16 protein-coding genes are annotated in these 15,885 nt (G+C 73.7%); 8 read left to right on the top strand and 8 right to left on the bottom strand.

What is annotated here, in order from left to right; all coding sequences use genetic code 11:
• Positions 1–100 precede the first annotated feature (100 nt).
• The gene (locus tag AB0B14_RS35345; RefSeq protein WP_357078020.1) at positions 101–913 is read right to left on the bottom strand and encodes a DUF3097 domain-containing protein; all 813 of its coding nucleotides are present in this window, start codon (positions 911–913) and stop codon (positions 101–103) included.
• Between the two features lie 179 nt (positions 914–1,092).
• Here AB0B14_RS35345 and AB0B14_RS35340 point away from each other — a divergent pair, with 179 nt between their 5' ends.
• Positions 1,093–1,887 carry a hypothetical protein gene (locus tag AB0B14_RS35340; RefSeq protein WP_357078017.1) on the top strand — a complete coding sequence of 265 codons (795 nt, stop codon included), beginning with the start codon at positions 1,093–1,095 and terminating at the stop codon, positions 1,885–1,887.
• Between the two features lie 85 nt (positions 1,888–1,972).
• Here the strand turns inward: AB0B14_RS35340 and AB0B14_RS35335 are convergent, their stop codons facing one another.
• The 4 genes from AB0B14_RS35335 to fabG form a co-directional block, all read right to left on the bottom strand.
• Complete coding sequence (locus AB0B14_RS35335) at positions 1,973–2,752, bottom strand: HAD-IIA family hydrolase (RefSeq protein ID WP_357078014.1); 780 nt, start codon at positions 2,750–2,752, stop codon at positions 1,973–1,975.
• A complete protein-coding gene (locus AB0B14_RS35330) occupies positions 2,745–3,797 on the bottom strand; it encodes a ferrochelatase (protein ID WP_357078011.1) in 1,053 nt (350 codons plus the stop codon). Before AB0B14_RS35330 ends, AB0B14_RS35335 begins: the two co-directional genes overlap by 8 nt.
• A 100-nt stretch (positions 3,798–3,897) precedes the next feature.
• Entirely contained in the window at positions 3,898–4,665 is a 768-nt protein-coding gene (gene fabI / locus AB0B14_RS35325; RefSeq protein WP_357078008.1) for an enoyl-ACP reductase FabI, read from the bottom strand.
• Positions 4,666–4,692: 27 nt separating this feature from the next.
• On the bottom strand, positions 4,693–5,397 hold the full coding sequence (fabG, locus tag AB0B14_RS35320) for a 3-oxoacyl-ACP reductase FabG (RefSeq protein ID WP_357526444.1): 705 nt from the start codon (positions 5,395–5,397) through the stop codon (positions 4,693–4,695).
• A 155-nt stretch (positions 5,398–5,552) separates the two neighbouring features.
• Between fabG and AB0B14_RS35315 the strand changes: the two genes are divergently transcribed.
• From AB0B14_RS35315 to AB0B14_RS35300, 4 genes are all read left to right on the top strand, one after another.
• Entirely contained in the window at positions 5,553–6,785 is a 1,233-nt protein-coding gene (locus AB0B14_RS35315; RefSeq protein WP_357526442.1) for a histidine kinase, read from the top strand.
• The gene (locus tag AB0B14_RS35310) at positions 6,782–7,444 is read left to right on the top strand and encodes a response regulator transcription factor (RefSeq protein ID WP_357078000.1); all 663 of its coding nucleotides are present in this window, start codon (positions 6,782–6,784) and stop codon (positions 7,442–7,444) included. Before AB0B14_RS35315 ends, AB0B14_RS35310 begins: the two co-directional genes overlap by 4 nt.
• Before the next feature lie 99 nt (positions 7,445–7,543).
• Positions 7,544–8,449 (top strand): alpha/beta hydrolase, encoded by a 906-nt coding sequence (locus AB0B14_RS35305; RefSeq protein WP_357526440.1) that lies wholly within the window; start codon positions 7,544–7,546, stop codon positions 8,447–8,449.
• A complete protein-coding gene (locus AB0B14_RS35300; protein ID WP_357526438.1) occupies positions 8,446–9,678 on the top strand; it encodes an acyltransferase in 1,233 nt (410 codons plus the stop codon). Before AB0B14_RS35305 ends, AB0B14_RS35300 begins: the two co-directional genes overlap by 4 nt.
• A 355-nt stretch (positions 9,679–10,033) precedes the next feature.
• Here the strand turns inward: AB0B14_RS35300 and AB0B14_RS35295 are convergent, their stop codons facing one another.
• Genes AB0B14_RS35295 through AB0B14_RS35285 form a run of 3 tightly spaced genes read right to left on the bottom strand, consistent with a single transcriptional unit; the run spans position 10,034 to position 13,055 of the window.
• On the bottom strand, positions 10,034–10,984 hold the full coding sequence (locus tag AB0B14_RS35295) for a VWA domain-containing protein (RefSeq protein ID WP_357077991.1): 951 nt from the start codon (positions 10,982–10,984) through the stop codon (positions 10,034–10,036).
• Positions 10,981–11,979 (bottom strand): DUF58 domain-containing protein, encoded by a 999-nt coding sequence (locus AB0B14_RS35290; RefSeq protein WP_357078153.1) that lies wholly within the window; start codon positions 11,977–11,979, stop codon positions 10,981–10,983. The genes AB0B14_RS35295 and AB0B14_RS35290 overlap by 4 nt, the downstream gene beginning before the upstream one ends.
• The gene (locus AB0B14_RS35285) at positions 11,958–13,055 is read right to left on the bottom strand and encodes a MoxR family ATPase (protein WP_357077988.1); all 1,098 of its coding nucleotides are present in this window, start codon (positions 13,053–13,055) and stop codon (positions 11,958–11,960) included. Before AB0B14_RS35285 ends, AB0B14_RS35290 begins: the two co-directional genes overlap by 22 nt.
• A gap of 241 nt (positions 13,056–13,296) precedes the next feature.
• Here AB0B14_RS35285 and AB0B14_RS35280 point away from each other — a divergent pair, with 241 nt between their 5' ends.
• The 3 genes from AB0B14_RS35280 to AB0B14_RS35270 all read left to right on the top strand — a co-directional run bounded on the left by AB0B14_RS35280 (position 13,297) and on the right by AB0B14_RS35270 (position 15,690).
• Positions 13,297–13,527, top strand: a complete 231-nt coding sequence (locus tag AB0B14_RS35280; protein WP_357526436.1) for a hypothetical protein — start codon at positions 13,297–13,299, stop codon at positions 13,525–13,527.
• A 68-nt stretch (positions 13,528–13,595) separates the two neighbouring features.
• Positions 13,596–14,075: a PH domain-containing protein gene (locus AB0B14_RS35275; protein WP_357078150.1), complete on the top strand. Its 480-nt coding sequence runs from the start codon at positions 13,596–13,598 to the stop codon at positions 14,073–14,075.
• Between the two features lie 85 nt (positions 14,076–14,160).
• Positions 14,161–15,690, top strand: coding sequence for a PH domain-containing protein (locus tag AB0B14_RS35270; protein WP_357526435.1), 1,530 nt, complete (start codon positions 14,161–14,163; stop codon positions 15,688–15,690).
• The last annotated feature ends 195 nt before the right edge of the window (positions 15,691–15,885 follow it).

The raw sequence follows: 15,885 nt of genomic DNA, 5'->3' as shown, positions 1-15,885 counted from the left end.
GACTCGGTTTCCCGAAAGCGGGGGTGTCGGATCGTCCCGGACACCCCCGCTTCCCGAAATCCGAGTCGATCAACGAGGTCGGGCGTCAGGTCGAGGCAGGTCAGGTTGGTTCGGTGACGAAGTCGATCAGGCGTTCCATCGCGTTGATCAGGGGCGTCTCCACGTCGGCGAAGCTGTCCACCCGGGACAGGATGTGCCGCCACATCGCCGCCGGTTCGGCCACCCCGAGGGCCGCACAGACCCCCTCCTTCCAGGGCTGCCCCGGTGGCACCACCGGCCACGCCGCGATGCCCAGCGCCCTCGGCTTCACCGCCTGCCAGACGTCCACGTAGGGGTGGCCGGTGACCAGCACGTACGGCGAGTTGACCCGGGCGACGATCCGACTCTCCTTGCTGCCCGGCACCAGGTGGTCGACGAGCACGCCGAGGCGTCGGGTCGGGCCGGGGCCGAAGTCGCGTACCTCGGCGTCGAGGGCGTCGATGCCGTCCAACGGCTCCACGACCACGCCCTCGATGCGCAGGTCGTCACCCCAGATCCGCTCGACCAGCGCGGCGTCGTGGATGCCCTCCACCCAGATCCGGCTGGCCTTGGCCACCTGGGCGCGAACGTTGTCCACCGCCACCGAACCGGACGCCGTCCGTCGACGGGCCGCCGGCACCGGCGCGCGGCTCGGGCGGCGCAGCGTCACCGGGCGACCGTCGAGCAGGAACGCCGCCGGCAGCAGCGGAAAGTTGCGTCGTCGGCCATGCCGGTCCTCCAGGACCACGGCGCCGGCCTCGAAGCCCACCACCGCTCCGCAGAAGCCGGAGTCGGCATCCTCCACGACGAGATCCGGCTCGGCGTCCACCTCGGGGGTGACCTTCCGCCGCCGCCAGTCTCCCGCCAACACGTCCTCGCCGTATCGCCCCGCCACGTCGATCACGCTAACCCCCACGCCCCCGCCCCCCCACCCCCGACACACCGTCCCTCTCCCCCGCCCGCACCCCAACCCCCGAGCCCAGGGATTCGGGGCTAAAGGGGCAGTTCGGGGCAGGGCGGGCGACCGGAGCGGCAGTCGAGACAGGGCCGGTCGTGACCACGTACCCTTTCGGCATGTCCACCCCCGCAGCGGGCGCGGCCACACTCACGCCGCGCCGGTCGAGCCGGTTCGTCGCCTGGGTGCGCGCGTGGCGCGCCGGCCTGGTGCCGTACGACGAGGTCGCCGATGCCATCGCCGGCGACGAGGAGCACCTCGTTGCGGATGCCCCCGGCACCTGGACCGACGTCCCGCTGGGCGCCGCGCTACCCACGCTGGCCAAGCTCTCCCCGGACGACATCCGCCTGGTGCTGCCCGCGCCGGGCGACCCGCGGGGGCTGCCCGGCCCTGGCGACTTCGCCGGTGCGGCGTTGGTGACCGGCGAGGCGGTGGTCGCCGGCGGGCTCGGTCTGATCCCCCAGGTGCGGCTGCACACCTCCGGCTCGGGGGACTGTTTCGAGACGGTGCTCTGGCGGGTGTACCCGCTACCGGCCAACGCGCCGGCCGCCTCCCTCGCACTGCCAGGTGCCGCCGAGGCGGAGGCCGAGTTGGCCGCCGCGCTGGCCGAGACGACCGCCGCGCTGACCCGACTCGACGTGGCCCAGTGGCGGCCCGAGTTGGCCGGTGCGCTGGCGGCGTTGCGCCGCCCGGACGGCACCACCGACCTGCCACCGGGCTTCGACCCGCGAGCCCGACGGCTCTTCGCCCGCGCCGCGGTGCTCGACCGGGTGCTCGCGTTGGCCGGGCACGCCGCGCCCGGCGGTGCGATCAACAACCATGAGGCCCAGCAACGCGACGCGGCTCTGCGCCCCCTCACCACAGCCTGCCGCCAGGCGCTGGTGGCCGCCTGCAACGCGCCACTGCGCCCCTGACGCACCCCGCGCGGCAGCGGAGCGCCGCCACGCCACGCCCACGCCACGCCGAGCGACCCCGGGACGAGCCGCTGAGCGGGGGCGGTCAGATCTCGTCGAGCAGGTCCGCGACCGAGTTGATGATCCGGGACGGACGGTACGGGTAGCGCTCGGCCTCGGTACGGCTGCTGATCCCGGTGAGCACCAGGATGGTCTCCAACCCGGCCTCCAGGCCGCAGAGGATGTCGGTGTCCATCCGGTCGCCGATCATCGCGGTGCTCTCCGAGTGCGCGTTGATCGTGTTGAGTGCCGAGCGCATCATCATCGGGTTGGGCTTGCCGACGAAGTACGGCTCCACCCCGGTCGCCTTGGAGATCATCGCGGCGACCGAGCCGGCGGCGGGCAGGGCGCCCTCCACGGACGGGCCGGTCACGTCGGGGTTGGTGCAGATGAACCGCGCCCCGTCGTTGATCAGGCGGACGGCCTTGGTGATCGCCTCGAAGCTGTAGGTGCGGGTCTCACCGAGCACCACGTAGTCCGGGGCGAAGTCGGTGAGCACGTAACCGACCGCGTGCAGCGCCGTGGTCAGCCCGGCCTCACCGATGACGTACGCGGTGCCGCCCGGCCGCTGGTCGGCGAGGAACTGGCCGGTGGCCAGCGCGGACGACCAGATCGACTCCTCCGGCACGTCCAGCCCCATCCGGCTCAGCCGGGCGGTCAGGTCACGCGGGGTGTAGATCGAGTTGTTGGTCAACACCAGGAACGGCTTGCCGGAGGTGCGCATCCGGTTGATGAACTCCGGTGCCCCGGGCACCGGCTGGCCCTCGTGCACCAGCACGCCGTCCATGTCGGTCAGCCAACTCTGCACGGGCTTGCGGTCATGCATGGGTGCTCCCAGCGGAGGTCGGGCGACGGGTCGGCACGCAACACACGGTCGCGCAGGTGTCCCACATGGGCAGCTCGCCCAGGCGGCGACGCACCTGCGCGCCGTCCGGGTCGGTCCGTTCGGTGACCAGCTCACGCACCATGGTCACGAAGCGCGGGTCGGTGCCGGGGGTGGCGGCCCGGACGAAGTCGAGGCCGAGCTGCTTGGCCGTCTCCAGCGCCTCGGTGTCCAGGTCCCACACGACCTCCAGGTGATCGGAGACGAAGCCGATCGGGCTGACCACCACCGAGGTGGTGCCGCCCTGCGCGAGGGTGGCCAGGTGGTCGTTGACGTCCGGTTCCAGCCACGGCATCTGTGGTGGTCCGGAGCGGCTCTGCCAGACCAGGTCGTACGCCAGGTCGGGGGCGGCGGCCGCGGCCACGAGCCGGGCGGTCTCGTGCAGTTGCGCCTCGTACCGGCCGCCGTGCGGGCCGGCGTTGGCCGCCATCGAGCTGGGGATGGAGTGGGCGGTGAAGACCAGCCTGGTGGTGTCCCGCTTCGCCGGGTCGAGCTGGCCCAGGGCCGCCCGGACCGCGTCGGTGTGCGGCTCGACGAAGCCGGGATGGTCCCAGAACTGGCGCAGCTTCTCGATCACCGGGGCGTCCGCGCCGACGGCGGCACGGGCGGCGGCGATGTCCTCCTGGTACTGCCGGCAGGACGAGTAGCCGCCGTACGCGCTGGTGACGAAGGCCAGCGCCCGGGTGACCCCGTCGTCGCGCATCCGGGTCACGGTGTCGGCGAGCATCGGGTCCCAGTTGCGGTTGCCCCAGTAGAGGGGCAGGTCGACACCGTGCGCGGCGAAGTCGGCGCGGATGGCGGCCAGCAACTCGCGGTTCTGCTGGTTGATCGGGGAAACCCCGCCGAAGTGCTGGTAGTGCTCGGCGACCTCGGCCAGCCGCTCGGGCGGCACGCCTCGCCCCCGGGTCACGTTCTGTAGGAACGGCATCACGTCCTCGGGCCGTTCCGGCCCGCCGAAGGACACCAGCACCACCGCGTCGTACGACATGGGGTCATTCTTGTCCCTCGGCCGGGACCGCCCGGCGACGCCCCCTGGTCCGGACGTGTGGATCACGTCCGCGGCGGTCGGGGGCGTCGTCGGGGGAACGTCAGGAGCCCATGGCGTGGTAGCCGCCGTCGACGTGGACGATCTCGCCGGTGGTGGCCGGGAACCAGTCCGACAGCAGCGCCAGGCAGGCGCGGGCGGCCGGCTCCTGGTCGGTGAGGCTCCAGCCCAGCGGGGCACGCTCGGACCAGGCCTCCTCGAACTGGCCGAAGCCGGGGATGGACTTCGCGGCGATGGTGCGCAGCGGCCCGGCGGCGACCAGGTTGCTGCGGATGCCCTGCTTGCCCAGGTGCAGCGCCAGGTAGCGGGACGCGGACTCCAGGCCGGCCTTGGCCACGCCCATCCAGTCGTAGACCGGCCACGCCTTCGTCGCGTCGAAGGTCAGGCCGACCACCGCGCCGCCGGGCGACATCAGCGGCAGCGCCGCCATGGCCAGCGACTTGTACGAGAAGGTGGAGACGTGCAGGGCGGTCGCCACGTCCTCCCAGGGGGCGTCGAGGAAACCGCCGCCCAGGCAGCTCTGCGGGGCGAAGCCGATCGAGTGCACGACACCGTCGAGGCCGTCGACGTGCTCGCGTACCCGGTCGGCGAGGCTGGCCAGGTGCTCGGTGTTGGTGACGTCCACCTCGATGACCGGGGCCGGCTCGGGCAGCCGCTTGGCGATCCGCTCGACCAGGGAGAGCCGGCCGTAGCCGGTCAGCACGACCTGCGCGCCGTTCTCCTGAGCGATCTTGGCCACCGAGAAGGCGATCGAGGCGTCGGTGATGACACCGGTGACGAGCAGCCGCTTACCGGCGAGCAGTCCGGACATCGCAGATTTCCTCCGTAGTCAAAAGGGTTAGTGGCCCATGCCGAGGCCGCCGTCGACCGGGATCACGGCGCCGGAGACGTACCCGGCGCTGTCCGAGGCCAGCCAGGTGACCACCCCGGCGACCTCGTCGGGGCTGGCCATCCGGCCGGCCGGGATCGACTTGCGGATCTCCGCCTTGCGGTCCTCGGGCAGCCCGGCGGTCATGTCGGTGTCGATGAAGCCGGGTGCCACCACGTTCGCGGTGATGTTGCGGCTGCCCAGCTCCCGGGTGATCGAGCGGGCCACGCCGACCAGACCGGCCTTGCTGGCGGCGTAGTTGACCTGCCCGGCGCCGCCGGCGAGACCGACCACCGAGGAGATGAAGATCATGCGGCCCCACCTGGCGCGCAGCATCTTGCCGGAGGCCCGCTTGGCGACCCGGAACGCGCCGGTGAGGTTGGTGTCCACCACGCCGGTGAACTGCTCCTCGGTCATCCGCAGCAGCAGCGTGTCGGCGGTCATGCCGGCGTTCGCGACGAGCACCTCGACCGGCCCCAGCTCGGCCTCCACTGCGGTGAACGCGGCGTCGATCGAGGCCGCGTCGGTGACGTCGGCGCGTACGCCGAACAGCCCCTCGGGCGCGTCGCCACTGCGGTGGGTGATCGCCACCCGGTCGCCCTGCTTGGCGAAGGCCTGCGCGATGGCCAGGCCGATCCCCCGGTTACCCCCGGTCACCAGCACGGTACGGGCCACTGTTCCCCCTTGCGAATGGTCAGCACGGACGCGTCGGAGCCTAGGCGTTACCGGCAGGTAAGCGCTAACGGGAGTCACGTCACACCGGGGTACGACACGGGGATCAACCCCTGGTGGCACGCCCGGTGACGGGGTCGGCCCGTAGCCTCCGGTTGGTGAACCGGCATCCGATCGCCGTGGCCCTGCGGGCGCTGCGGCAGACCCTGTGGGGACCCGACGCCCCGCCCGGTCGACCGCTGCTGGCCCGCTGGCCTCGGCTGGCTCGTTACGCCGCCCCGGTCGGGTTACTCGCCGCGCTCGGCCTCTTCTGGATCACCCTGGCCGTGGAGAGCAGCGACTGGGGCCTGCCGATACCGATCGCGGTGCTGTTCGCGGCGATGACCGTGGCGCCGCTGCTGGCGCTGCCCCGGCGTCCGCTGCTGGCCTGGCGGCTGACGGTGCTGGCCCTGTTGATCTGCACGTTCAACGCGCCGACCGACACGCCGGGCCCGTGGACGCCGCCGCTGGCGCTCGGGTCGATCGCGGTGGTCGCGGTGGTCCTCGCGCGGGTCGACCGGCCGGTGCTGGCCTGGGTGGTGGCGATCACCGCGGTGCCGGTGCTCACCCTGGTGCACCCCGAGAACCGGGCCGCCGTCCTGGCGCTGCTCGGCGCGCTGGCGATCGTGGGCGACCTGATCCGGCGTAACCGGCTCTCCCGGCGGGCGCTGGCCGCGCAGACCGAGCTGAGCGAGCGGGAGCAGGAGCGTCGCGCGGTGCTGGAGGAACGCACCCGGATCGCGCGCGAGCTGCACGACGTGGTGGCGCACCACATGTCGTTGATCGCGGTGCAGGCGGAGACCGCCCCGTACCGGCTGACCGACGTGCCGGCGCCGGTAGCCGCCGAGTTCGTCGCCATCGCCGCCTCGGCCCGGGACGCGCTGACCGACATGCGGCGGCTGTTGGGGGTGCTGCGCAGCGAGTCGAGCGGGCGGCAGACCGCGCCGCAGCCCGACCTGACCGACCTGGGCGCGATGATCGACGCGGCACGCCGGGCCGGCCTGCCGGTCACCCTGGACGCCGCGGGGGGGCACGACGGGCAGGTGCCCGCGCCGGTCGGGCTGGCCGCGTACCGCATCGTGCAGGAGGGCCTGGCCAACGCGGCCCGGCACGCGGTCGGGGCCGCGGTGCGGGTCACCGTCCGCACCGGTCCGTCCGGGCTGGGAGTACGCGTCGAAAACTCCCCGGCCGACGTCCGACCGACCACCGACGGCGGCTCCGGGCACGGCCTGACCGGTATGCGGGAGCGGGCCACCTCGCTGGGCGGTACGTTCACCGCCGGGCCACTGCCCGACGGGGGTTACGCGGTGGCGGCCGAGTTGCCGTACGACGCGGAGGGCGGGGACGTGTGATCAAGGTGCTGATCGCCGACGACCAGGCGATGGTCCGGCAGGGCTTCGGTGCGCTGCTCGCCGCCCAACCGGACCTGCTGGTGGTGGGTGATGCCGCCGACGGCGCGCAGGCGGTCGCCGCCACCCGTCGGCTCGACCCGGACGTGGTGCTGATGGACGTGCGGATGCCGGTCATGGACGGGCTGGCCGCCACCCGCAAGCTGCTCGGTGACCGGTCGGCGCAGCGACCCCGGGTGCTCATCCTCACCACCTTCGACCTCGACGACTACGTGTACGAGGCGTTGCGCGCCGGGGCCAGCGGCTTCCTGCTCAAGGACGCCCCGGCGGCCGATCTGGTGCAGGCGGTGCGGGTGGTGGCGGCCGGGGACGCGCTGCTCGCCCCGGCGGTCACCCGTCGCCTGATCGCCGAGTTCGCGGCCCGCCCGGACCGCCGCCGGCCCCGCCCCACCGACCTGGCCGGGCTCACCCCCCGGGAGACCGAGGTGCTGCGGTTGATCGCCCGGGGTCGCAACAACGCGGAGATCGCGAGCGACCTGGTGGTGGCCGAGCAGACCGTGAAGACGCACATCGGGCGGATCCTGGCGAAGCTGGGCCTGCGCGACCGGGCCCAGGCCGTGGTGCTGGCGTACGAGACGGGTCTGGTGGCCGCCGGCGAGTAACCCGCCAGAGCCAGCCCACGGACGGCTCCCCGGTACGACGACCACGCACCGCCCACCCGCGCACTGTGCCTCCGGACGACATTCCGGAGGGAGAACGACATGCGACGACGAGGTGCCGGTCGGGTGGCGCTGGCCACGCTGCTCGGCGTGAACCTGGTCCTGCCGACCCGACCCGAGCCGGTGGCGGCGACGGGTTTCGTGGAGGCGTACCCGGTCACGGCGGCGGCGATGCGCGCGGCCGGGCCGCCGTACGCGGACTGGGCGGCCGACGGGCGTCGGTTCCTGTCGTTCGACACCCGGGGCGACGGCCGCGCGGTCGAGGTGCTGGGTGACCTGGCCGGCGCGGACCGGGTCGCGGTGCTGGTGCCGGGGGTGGGCAGCACCCTGGCCGACTTCGACCGGGGGTTGGGCGGGGTGGCCCGGCGGGCGCCGGCGGTGCAGGCCGGGCAGCTCTACCGGGAGTTGCGGGCCGGCGATCCGGCGGCGCGGGTCGCGGTGCTGGCCTGGCTCGGCTACGACCCGCCCGACGGGGTGTTGACGGCCGCCGGCGGCGTCAGCGCCCGGCGCGGCGCGGCCGGGCTGGCCGTGCTGCTGCGCGAACTGGCCGCGCGACGTCCGGCCGCGACGATCACGCTGGTCGGGCACAGCTACGGCGCGCTCGTGGTGTCGCTGGCGGCGGCGGACGCCCCGGCCCAGGTCACCGACGTGGTGAGCCTCGGCGGCGTCGGTGCCGGGGTGCAGCGCGCCGACGACCTGCCCGGCGGGCGGCGGTTCTGGGCGGCGGAGGCGCCCACCGACTGGATCCGCCTGGTACCGCCGGCCCGACTGCCCGGCCTCGGCTTCGGCCGCCGCCCCGGTGACCCGGCGTTCGGTGCCCGCCCCCTGCCGGTGGGCGGTGTGTCCGGGCACGACGGTTACCTCGCCCCGGGCAGCGCCACGCTCGTCGCGACGGCGGCGGTGGTGCGGGGCAGTGTCGACGCCGACCGGGTCGGGGACGCGCGATGAGCCGGGACCGTACCGTCGACGCGCTGCGGGCGTACGCCATCGGCGGGGTGGTGCTGGGGCACTGGCTGGTCACCGGGCTGGTGCTGACCGACGATGGCGGGTTGCGCCAGGCCAGCCCGCTGACCGCGATACCCGGGCTGGCCCCGGTGACCTGGGTGTTGCAGACGCTCGGGCTGTTCTTCTTCACCGCCGGGTTCGGCTCGGCCCGGTCGCTGGCCGGCTACCGGGGCAGGCCGGGTGGCTGGCTGGTCCGTCGGCTGCGCGGGTTGCTGCTGCCGACGGTGGCGCTGCTGGGGGTGGGTGCCGCCGTGCTGCTCGCCGCCACTGTCGCCGGCACCCCGGACGACACGCTCGCCGTCGCGCTGCGGCTCGCGATCAGTCCGTTGTGGTTCCTGTTGCCGCTGGTGTTCCTGATCGCGATGACCGGGCCGCTGCGCGCCGCCGTACGCCGGTGGGGGTTGGGCCGCTGTGTCGTACCGGCGGTGGCGGTGGTCGCCGCGGCGGACCTGGCGGTACGTCTGCTGCCGGCCGGCAGCCACCTGCCACCGGTCACCGTGGTGGCGGCCTGGTCGGTGCCGTACCTGTTGGGCGTGGCGCACGCCGACGGGCGGTTGGCCGGCCGACGGGCGGCGGGCACGCTCGCGGCCGGCGGGGCCGCCGCGCTGGCCGCGTTGCTGGCCCTGGGTTACCCGGTGAGTGCGGTCGGCGTGCCCGGGGCCGGGGTCTCCAACCTGAATCCGCCGTCGCTGCTGGCCGTGGCGCTGGCGGTCGCCCAGGTGGGGCTGGGGCTGCTGGCCCGGCCGTCGCTGGAGCGGCTGCTGTCCCGGCCGGTGCCGGGCCGGGCGGTGACCGAGGTGAACCGCTGCGCGTTCCGGATCTACCTGAGTCACCAGCCGGTGCTGGTGGCGGTGACCGCGCTGACCGCCCGCGGCGGGCTGGCCCTGCCGGGCTTGCACACCGGGCCGGACGACGCGGGCTGGGTGCTGGCGCGCTTCTGCTGGCTGCCGCTGCTCGCCGCGGTGCTGGTCACGGTCGTGCGGACGGGCCAGTCGAGATCGCCTCGCCACCCGGCTGGTGGAGGGGTCGCCGACCGGTCGGCCGAGTGCGTCTCCTCGGCACCGCAGGTGTACGATCATCGACGTTCCGGCCCGCCCGACTTGCAGGAGGTGATCGCTGTGCGAGATAGCGATCCTCCCAGTCGTGGCCGGGCCGATGGTCAGCCCCGCTGAGCCACGACTCAGTCTGGTGAGCTGACCCCGCTCCGCTCCCCCACCCCTCGGCACCCGCCGAGGTGTGTGCCGCGCCGTCCGACTCCGGACGGTCGCCGGGAGCCGCCCGGTCACGACTTCGTGTGCGCGTCCCTGCCCCCTGCGGTCCGCCCCCGCACGCGGACCGTCCAGCCGCCACCCGGAGCCGTCCATGAGCCGCTACGTCGCCCCACTGGGCTTCACCCTCGCCGCCGTCTGGGTGGCCATCGTCTTCGTCCTGGCCGGCGGCGGCCACTGAGCCGACTCCTGGCCGGCGGCGGCCACCGAGCCGACTGCCGACCGGCGGCGGTCGGTGACCCCGCCGCCGGTCCACCGCTCAGAGCATCCGGGACGACCACAGCAGGCTGAGCGCGCCGGCGCAGAGCGCCAGCAGCAGCGCCAACCCGGCATACCACTGGGTCACCTCACGCGGCTCGGTCCGGAAGCCGATCGAGCTGCCCATGTCCTGGTAGACCTGCTTCAGCTCACTCACCGAGGCCGCCTCGTAGAAGTAGCCCTCGGTGGTCTCGGCAAGCTCGGCCAGCGCCAACCGGTCCACCGGCACCCGCTGTAGCGTCCCACCGATGTCGACCTGGCCGGTGTCGGTGCCGAACGCGATGGTGGAGACCGGAACGTTGGCCGCCTGGGCCGCCGCCGCCGCCTCCTCCACCGCCCGCCCGGAGGTCCGGAACCCGTCGGAGAGCAACACGATCCGTGCCGGCGGAACGCCCGCCGCGCCGTCGGCCGGCACCGACCGGATCGCCTCCAGGCAGGTGAACACCGCCTCGCCGGTCGCGGTCGCCTCGGCCAACACCAGACCGTCGATCGCACTCGTCACCGCGTCCCGGTCCTTGCCCGGCGGCACCAGCACGTTCGCCGCCTTGGCGAACGACACGAGGCCCAGGTTGTAGCTCTTCGGCAGCTCACCGACGAACTGCTTGGCCGCCTCCTGGGCCGCCTCCAGCCGGTTCGGTGCCACGTCGTCGGCCTGCATCGACAGCGACACGTCGATGGCGAGCATCACGGTGGCCCGCTCCAGCGGCTCCCTGGTGTCCACCGCCGGCCGGGCCAGTGCCGTGGCCAGCACCAGCAGGCAGAGCAGGAACGCGGTCGCCGGGACGTGCCGACGCCAGCCGAGTCCCTTCGGCGCCACCGTACGCAGCAGGTCCACATTGGTGAACCGCATCGCGAAAGCCCGGCGGTGCAACTGCCGCCACACGTAGAACGCCGCGAGGGCGAGCACCGGCAGGACGGCCAGCAGCCACCACGGTTGCATGAAACGGATCATCGTGTCGTCCCCCGGGTACGCGCGTGCCGCTGCGCGGCCACGAATCGCACCATGTCCAGCAGCCAGTCTCGGTCCGTACGCAGACGCAGGTGGGCCGCGCCGGCGCCGCGCAGGGCGGCGGCGATCGTGGCCCGTTGGGCGGTCGCGGCCTCGGCGTAGCGCTGCCGCAGCCGTGGATCGGCGGTCTGCACCTCGTGCAGCTCACCGCTCTCCGGGTCGACCACCGGCAACACGCCCACGTCGGGTAACTCCAGCTCGCGTGGGTCGATCACCTCGATCGCGAGCACGTCGTGGCGGACCCGCAGCTTGCGCATCGGCCGGGCCCACTGCTCGGCCGGGGCGAGGAAATCCGAGATCACCACGGCCACCCCGCGCCGGCGGGGCGGACGGTTGAGCATCTCGACCAGGGCACCCAGGTCACCGCGACCCGGCTGGATGGTGGTGCCGGCGACGGTACGCAGCAGCCCCTGCGCCTCCTTGCGGCCGGAGCGGGCCGGCAGCCGGGTGAGCACCCCGGGACCGGCCGGCGGTGGTGGCCGACCGCGCCAGCGGCGGGCCGGTGCGGACACGCCGCCACCGGTGCCGATCACCGCGCCGATCCGGTTGCCGCCGCGCACGGTCAGGTGGGTGATGGCGGCCGCGGCGGCCACCACCACCTCCCGTTTGAGCCACTGCCCGGTGCCGAAGTCCAGGCTGGCGGAGAGGTCCAGCGCGAGCCAGGTCTCCAACTCCCGGTCGGCCACCGTACGCCGCACGTGGGGTGTGGTGGTCCGGGCGGTGACCGGCCAGTCCATCCGGCGCACGTCGTCGCCGGGGCGGTACTCCCGGGACTCGCCCGCCTCGCTGCCCGGTCCGGGCAACAGGCCGGCGTAGTCGCCCTGCAGCAGGCCGTCGAGTTTGCGGGTGACGAGCAGTTGCAGCCGGGACAGCACGGCCTCGCTGCGGTCGGAGGCGGGACGAGGGGTGGGTGAGGTCACGGCCGCTGCCCGGGCCAGCCAGCCCCCGGCGGCGGCGCGGTCGGCGACGGAGTGGCCTGCTGGCGGGGAGCGACCGCCGGCAGGGGGATCGTCGACATCACCCGGTGCACGATGTGGTCGGCGGGCACGTCGTCGGCGAGCGCGTCGTAGCTGAGCACCAACCGGTGCCGCAGGATGTCCGGTGCGATGTCCTGCACGTCCTGCGGCAGGGCGTAGTCGCGCCCCCGCAACAGCGCCAGCGCCCTCGTCGCCCGGACCAGGCCCAGCGAGGCGCGCGGGCTGGCCCCGTACTGGATCAGTTGCGCGACGTCGGGCATGCCGTGCTCGGCCGGGGCACGGGTCGCCAGCACCAACCGCACCGCGTAGTCGACAAGGGCGTTGTGCACGAAGACCTGGTCCGCCTTGCGTTGCAGGGCGATCAGCTCGGGTGTGTCGAAGACCGCTGTCGGCTCGGGAGCGGCCACCCCCATCCGGTAGACGATCTCGCGTTCCTCCGCGTCAGTCGGGTAGCCCACCACGATCTTCATGAGGAACCGGTCCCGCTGCGCCTCCGGCAGGGGGTAGACGCCTTCCTGCTCGATCGGGTTCTGGGTGGCCATCACCAGGAACGGATCGGGCACCCGGTGGCTCTCGCCGCCGATGGACACCTGCCGCTCGCTCATCACCTCCAGCAGCGCGGACTGCACCTTCGCCGGAGCCCGGTTGATCTCGTCGGCGAGCAGGAAGTTGACGAAGACCGGGCCCAGCTCGACGTCGAACTTCTCGCTGGACTGCCGGTAGATGCGGGTGCCCATGATGTCGGCCGGCACCAGGTCCGGGGTGAACTGGACCCGGGCGAACGACCCGCCGACGACCTTGGCGAGAGTCTCCACCGCCAGGGTCTTGGCGACACCGGGCACCCCTTCGAGCAGGCAGTGACCACGGGCGAGCAGCGCGACGAACATCCGCTCCACCATCCGGTCCTGCCCGACGATCACCTTTTTGATCTCGAACAGGCCCTTCTCCAGCAGGGTGGCGTCCTGCGCCGGTGTGGTAACCGGGGCAGGTGCCGCTCCGTTCGGCGTCGGGGCGTCGGGCATGGTCGGCTGGGCCACCGGTCCTCCACAGCGTTTGTCGGTCGTCGCGGCTCGTGCGGTATCAAGACTCGCATGCCTTGCTGAGTGTCGAGGTGGGGAGAAGCCGATTTTCGCCGCGCCGCCCCGGGCAGCCGAATTGCGCACCGAGGGTGTACAAGGACCGGGCTGCCGCGTGTACGATTCACCCCGTCGCCGGGCGGCTCCCCCCGTGGCCGCCCGGCGCTCTAACTATCCGTCTGGCCACCCTAGACTGGCCGGGATGAGCACTCCCTCCAGCGCCGATGACGCCCTCGTCTGCTCGGCCCGCGGCTGCCGAGCCACCGCCAGGTGGGCCCTGGAGTGGAACAATCCCCGGCTGCACCACGTCGACCGACGCAAGACCTGGCTGGCCTGCGCCGAGCACCGGACCAGCCTCGGTGACTTCCTGGACGCTCGCGGCTTCCTGCGTGCCGTCACTCCGGTGCCCGGATCGCCTACGCTCGACATGTGACCACCCCCGGCGCCCCACCGCCTCCCGGATCCGACGCCTCGACGGCTGCACCGGCGGGCCGGGGGCCGTTGGAGCCCTGGCCCGACACGGTCCGCTGGCAGCCGATCTCCACCGATCTGATCTGGGTCGAGCTGATCCGCCTGGCGATCGTGGTCGCCATCGCGTTGGCGGCGACCGGCGTCGGCTGGGTGTTGAGCGACCACTGGCTGTTCGGGCTCGCTCTCGCCGTCGTGCTGCTGCTCGGTGTGTGGCGGGCCGTCGCGATCGGCCGCGCGGTGCGGGCCTGGGGGTACGCCGAGCGGGAGACCGACCTGCTGGTCCGGCACGGGCTGCTGGTCCGCCGGCTCTCCATCGTGCCGTATTCGCGGATGCAGTTCGTCGACGTCAGCGCCGGCCCGTTGGAGCGCGCCTTCGACCTTGCCACCGTGCAGTTGCACACGGCCGCGGCGGCGAGCGACGCCCGGGTGCCCGGGCTGCGCCCGGCGGAGGCAGCCCGGCTACGCGACCGGCTCACCGCCCTCGGCGAGGACCGGGCGGAGGGGCTGTGAGCGCTGCGGCGGGCTGGTCGGGGTGGCAGCGCGGCAGACCTGGCGCGTCCGGCGCGGAGCACCGACCGCGCCGAGGGCCGGCCCGATGAGCGACGGTCCCGCCGAGCCGAGCACCGTGCCACCCGTGGGCCCACCGCCGCACGGGCAGATACCGCCGGCCGACGCGGCCCTCCACGGGCCGGTGCCACCCGCCGAGCACGCCGCCTGGCCGGCGCCATCCGCCGACGCGGCCCTCCACGGGCCGGTGCCGCCGGCCGAGCACGCCGCCTGGCCGGCGCCCCCGGGCGGTGGCGAGGGTGAGCCCCGGCAGCGGCTGCACCCGCTCAGCCCGCTCCTGCACGGCGCCAAGTCGCTGTTCGTGGTCATCGCCGGGTTGTCGTGGTCGACGCTGTCCCGGGTCGGCTTCGGCTGGTTCGCCGCCATGGTGGGGGTGCTGGCGCTGGGCGCGACAGTGCTGTCGGTGATCAGTTGGTACAACACCGGCTACCACGTGGTCGGTCGCGAACTACGGGTGTACGAGGGGCTGCTCTGGCGGCGTACCCGGGCGATCCCGTTGGAGCGACTACAGGCCGTGGAGGTGGTCCGGCCCCTGCTCGCCCAGCTCACCGGCCTGGCCGAGTTGCGTCTGGAAGTGGTCGGCGGCGGCAAGACCGAGGCGCCACTGGCGTACCTCGGGGTGGCCGACGCGGCCCGGCTGCGCGCGCGGCTGCTGGCGCTGGCCGGCCGGGTGACGCAGCAGACCGGGCCGGGCCACGCGGCGCCCGCGGTGGCCCCGGGGGAGGCAGCGCCACCGGTGGCCGCGCCGGGCCGGCCACTGCACGCGGTACGCAACCAGAACCTGCTGGTCAGCCAACTACTCACCCCGCAGGCGTTCCTGCTCCCGTTCGGTGTGGCCTTCGTCGTGGTGCAGTTCGTCACGGCGGGGTCGTGGTCGTTCGTGGCGGTGGCGAGCACGCTGACCGCGATGGCCGGCGTGTTGCTGCAACCGATCCGCCGGGTCCTCGACGACTGGAACTTCCGGCTGGCCCGCGACGGCGGCACGCTGCGGGTGCACAACGGCCTGCTGGAGACGCGGGCGCAGACCGTGCCGCTGGCGCGGGTGCAGACCGTGCGGGCCACCTGGCCGCTGCTCTGGCGGGTGAAGGGCTGGCTGCGGCTGCGGCTGGAGGTGGCGGGATATTCCGTCGCCGAGGCCGACGACCGCAACCGGGCCGACCGGCTGTTGCCGGTCGGTGACCTGCCGACGGCGACGATGATCGTCGCCGAGGTGCTGCCCGGGGTACGCCTCGACACGCTGACGCTGAGCCCCCCACCGCACCGGACCCGGTGGCTGCACCCGCTGGGTCGTCGCGCGCTCGGTGCGGAGCTGTTCGAGGAGGTGTTCGCCACCCGGTCGGGGCGGCTCACCCGGCAGTTGGTGCTCGTGCCGTACGCCCGCATTCAGAGCGTGCGGGTGGTGCAGGGGCCGGTCCAGCGTCGCCTGGGGCTGGCCTCCGTGCACGCGGACACCGCTGGCGGTTCCGGTGCCACCGCCCAGGACCGCGACCTGGCCGAGGCGTGGGCGATGGCCGCCGACCTAAACACCCGAGCCCACCAAGCCCAATCCCAACCCTAACCCCACCCGTTCCCGCCCCCCGCCGCCCCGCCCACCCACCCACCCGCCCGCCCACCCACCCACCCGCCCACGGTGATCATGGAGTTATTGCCCTCCGGCCCGGGGTGGTTTCTAGGCTTCAGTGCAACTGATCTTGGTTGTGGTGGAGGTGCTGGTGGCGAGGCCGGGTGTGGTGACGTTCGGGCATCGGCAGGT

This window comes from Micromonospora sp. NPDC049171 (genome assembly GCF_040648275.1).
Classification (GTDB): Bacteria; Actinomycetota; Actinomycetes; order Mycobacteriales; family Micromonosporaceae; genus Micromonospora.
This window is presented reverse-complemented; position numbering and strand designations above follow the sequence as displayed.

What these genes read in the sequence shown, in the direction of transcription:
- AB0B14_RS35340 (WP_357078017.1), top strand. Translation starts at nt 1,093, where the DNA reads ATGTCCACCCCCGCAGCGGGCGCGGCCACACTCACGCCGCGCCGGTCG.
- AB0B14_RS35335 (WP_357078014.1), bottom strand. Translation starts at nt 2,752, where the DNA reads ATGCATGACCGCAAGCCCGTGCAGAGTTGGCTGACCGACATGGACGGC.
- AB0B14_RS35330 (WP_357078011.1), bottom strand. Translation starts at nt 3,797, where the DNA reads ATGTCGTACGACGCGGTGGTGCTGGTGTCCTTCGGCGGGCCGGAACGG.
- fabI (WP_357078008.1), bottom strand. Translation starts at nt 4,665, where the DNA reads ATGTCCGGACTGCTCGCCGGTAAGCGGCTGCTCGTCACCGGTGTCATC.
- AB0B14_RS35305 (WP_357526440.1), top strand. Translation starts at nt 7,544, where the DNA reads ATGCGACGACGAGGTGCCGGTCGGGTGGCGCTGGCCACGCTGCTCGGC.
- AB0B14_RS35300 (WP_357526438.1), top strand. Translation starts at nt 8,446, where the DNA reads ATGAGCCGGGACCGTACCGTCGACGCGCTGCGGGCGTACGCCATCGGC.
- AB0B14_RS35295 (WP_357077991.1), bottom strand. Translation starts at nt 10,984, where the DNA reads ATGATCCGTTTCATGCAACCGTGGTGGCTGCTGGCCGTCCTGCCGGTG.
- AB0B14_RS35280 (WP_357526436.1), top strand. Translation starts at nt 13,297, where the DNA reads ATGAGCACTCCCTCCAGCGCCGATGACGCCCTCGTCTGCTCGGCCCGC.
- AB0B14_RS35270 (WP_357526435.1), top strand. Translation starts at nt 14,161, where the DNA reads ATGAGCGACGGTCCCGCCGAGCCGAGCACCGTGCCACCCGTGGGCCCA.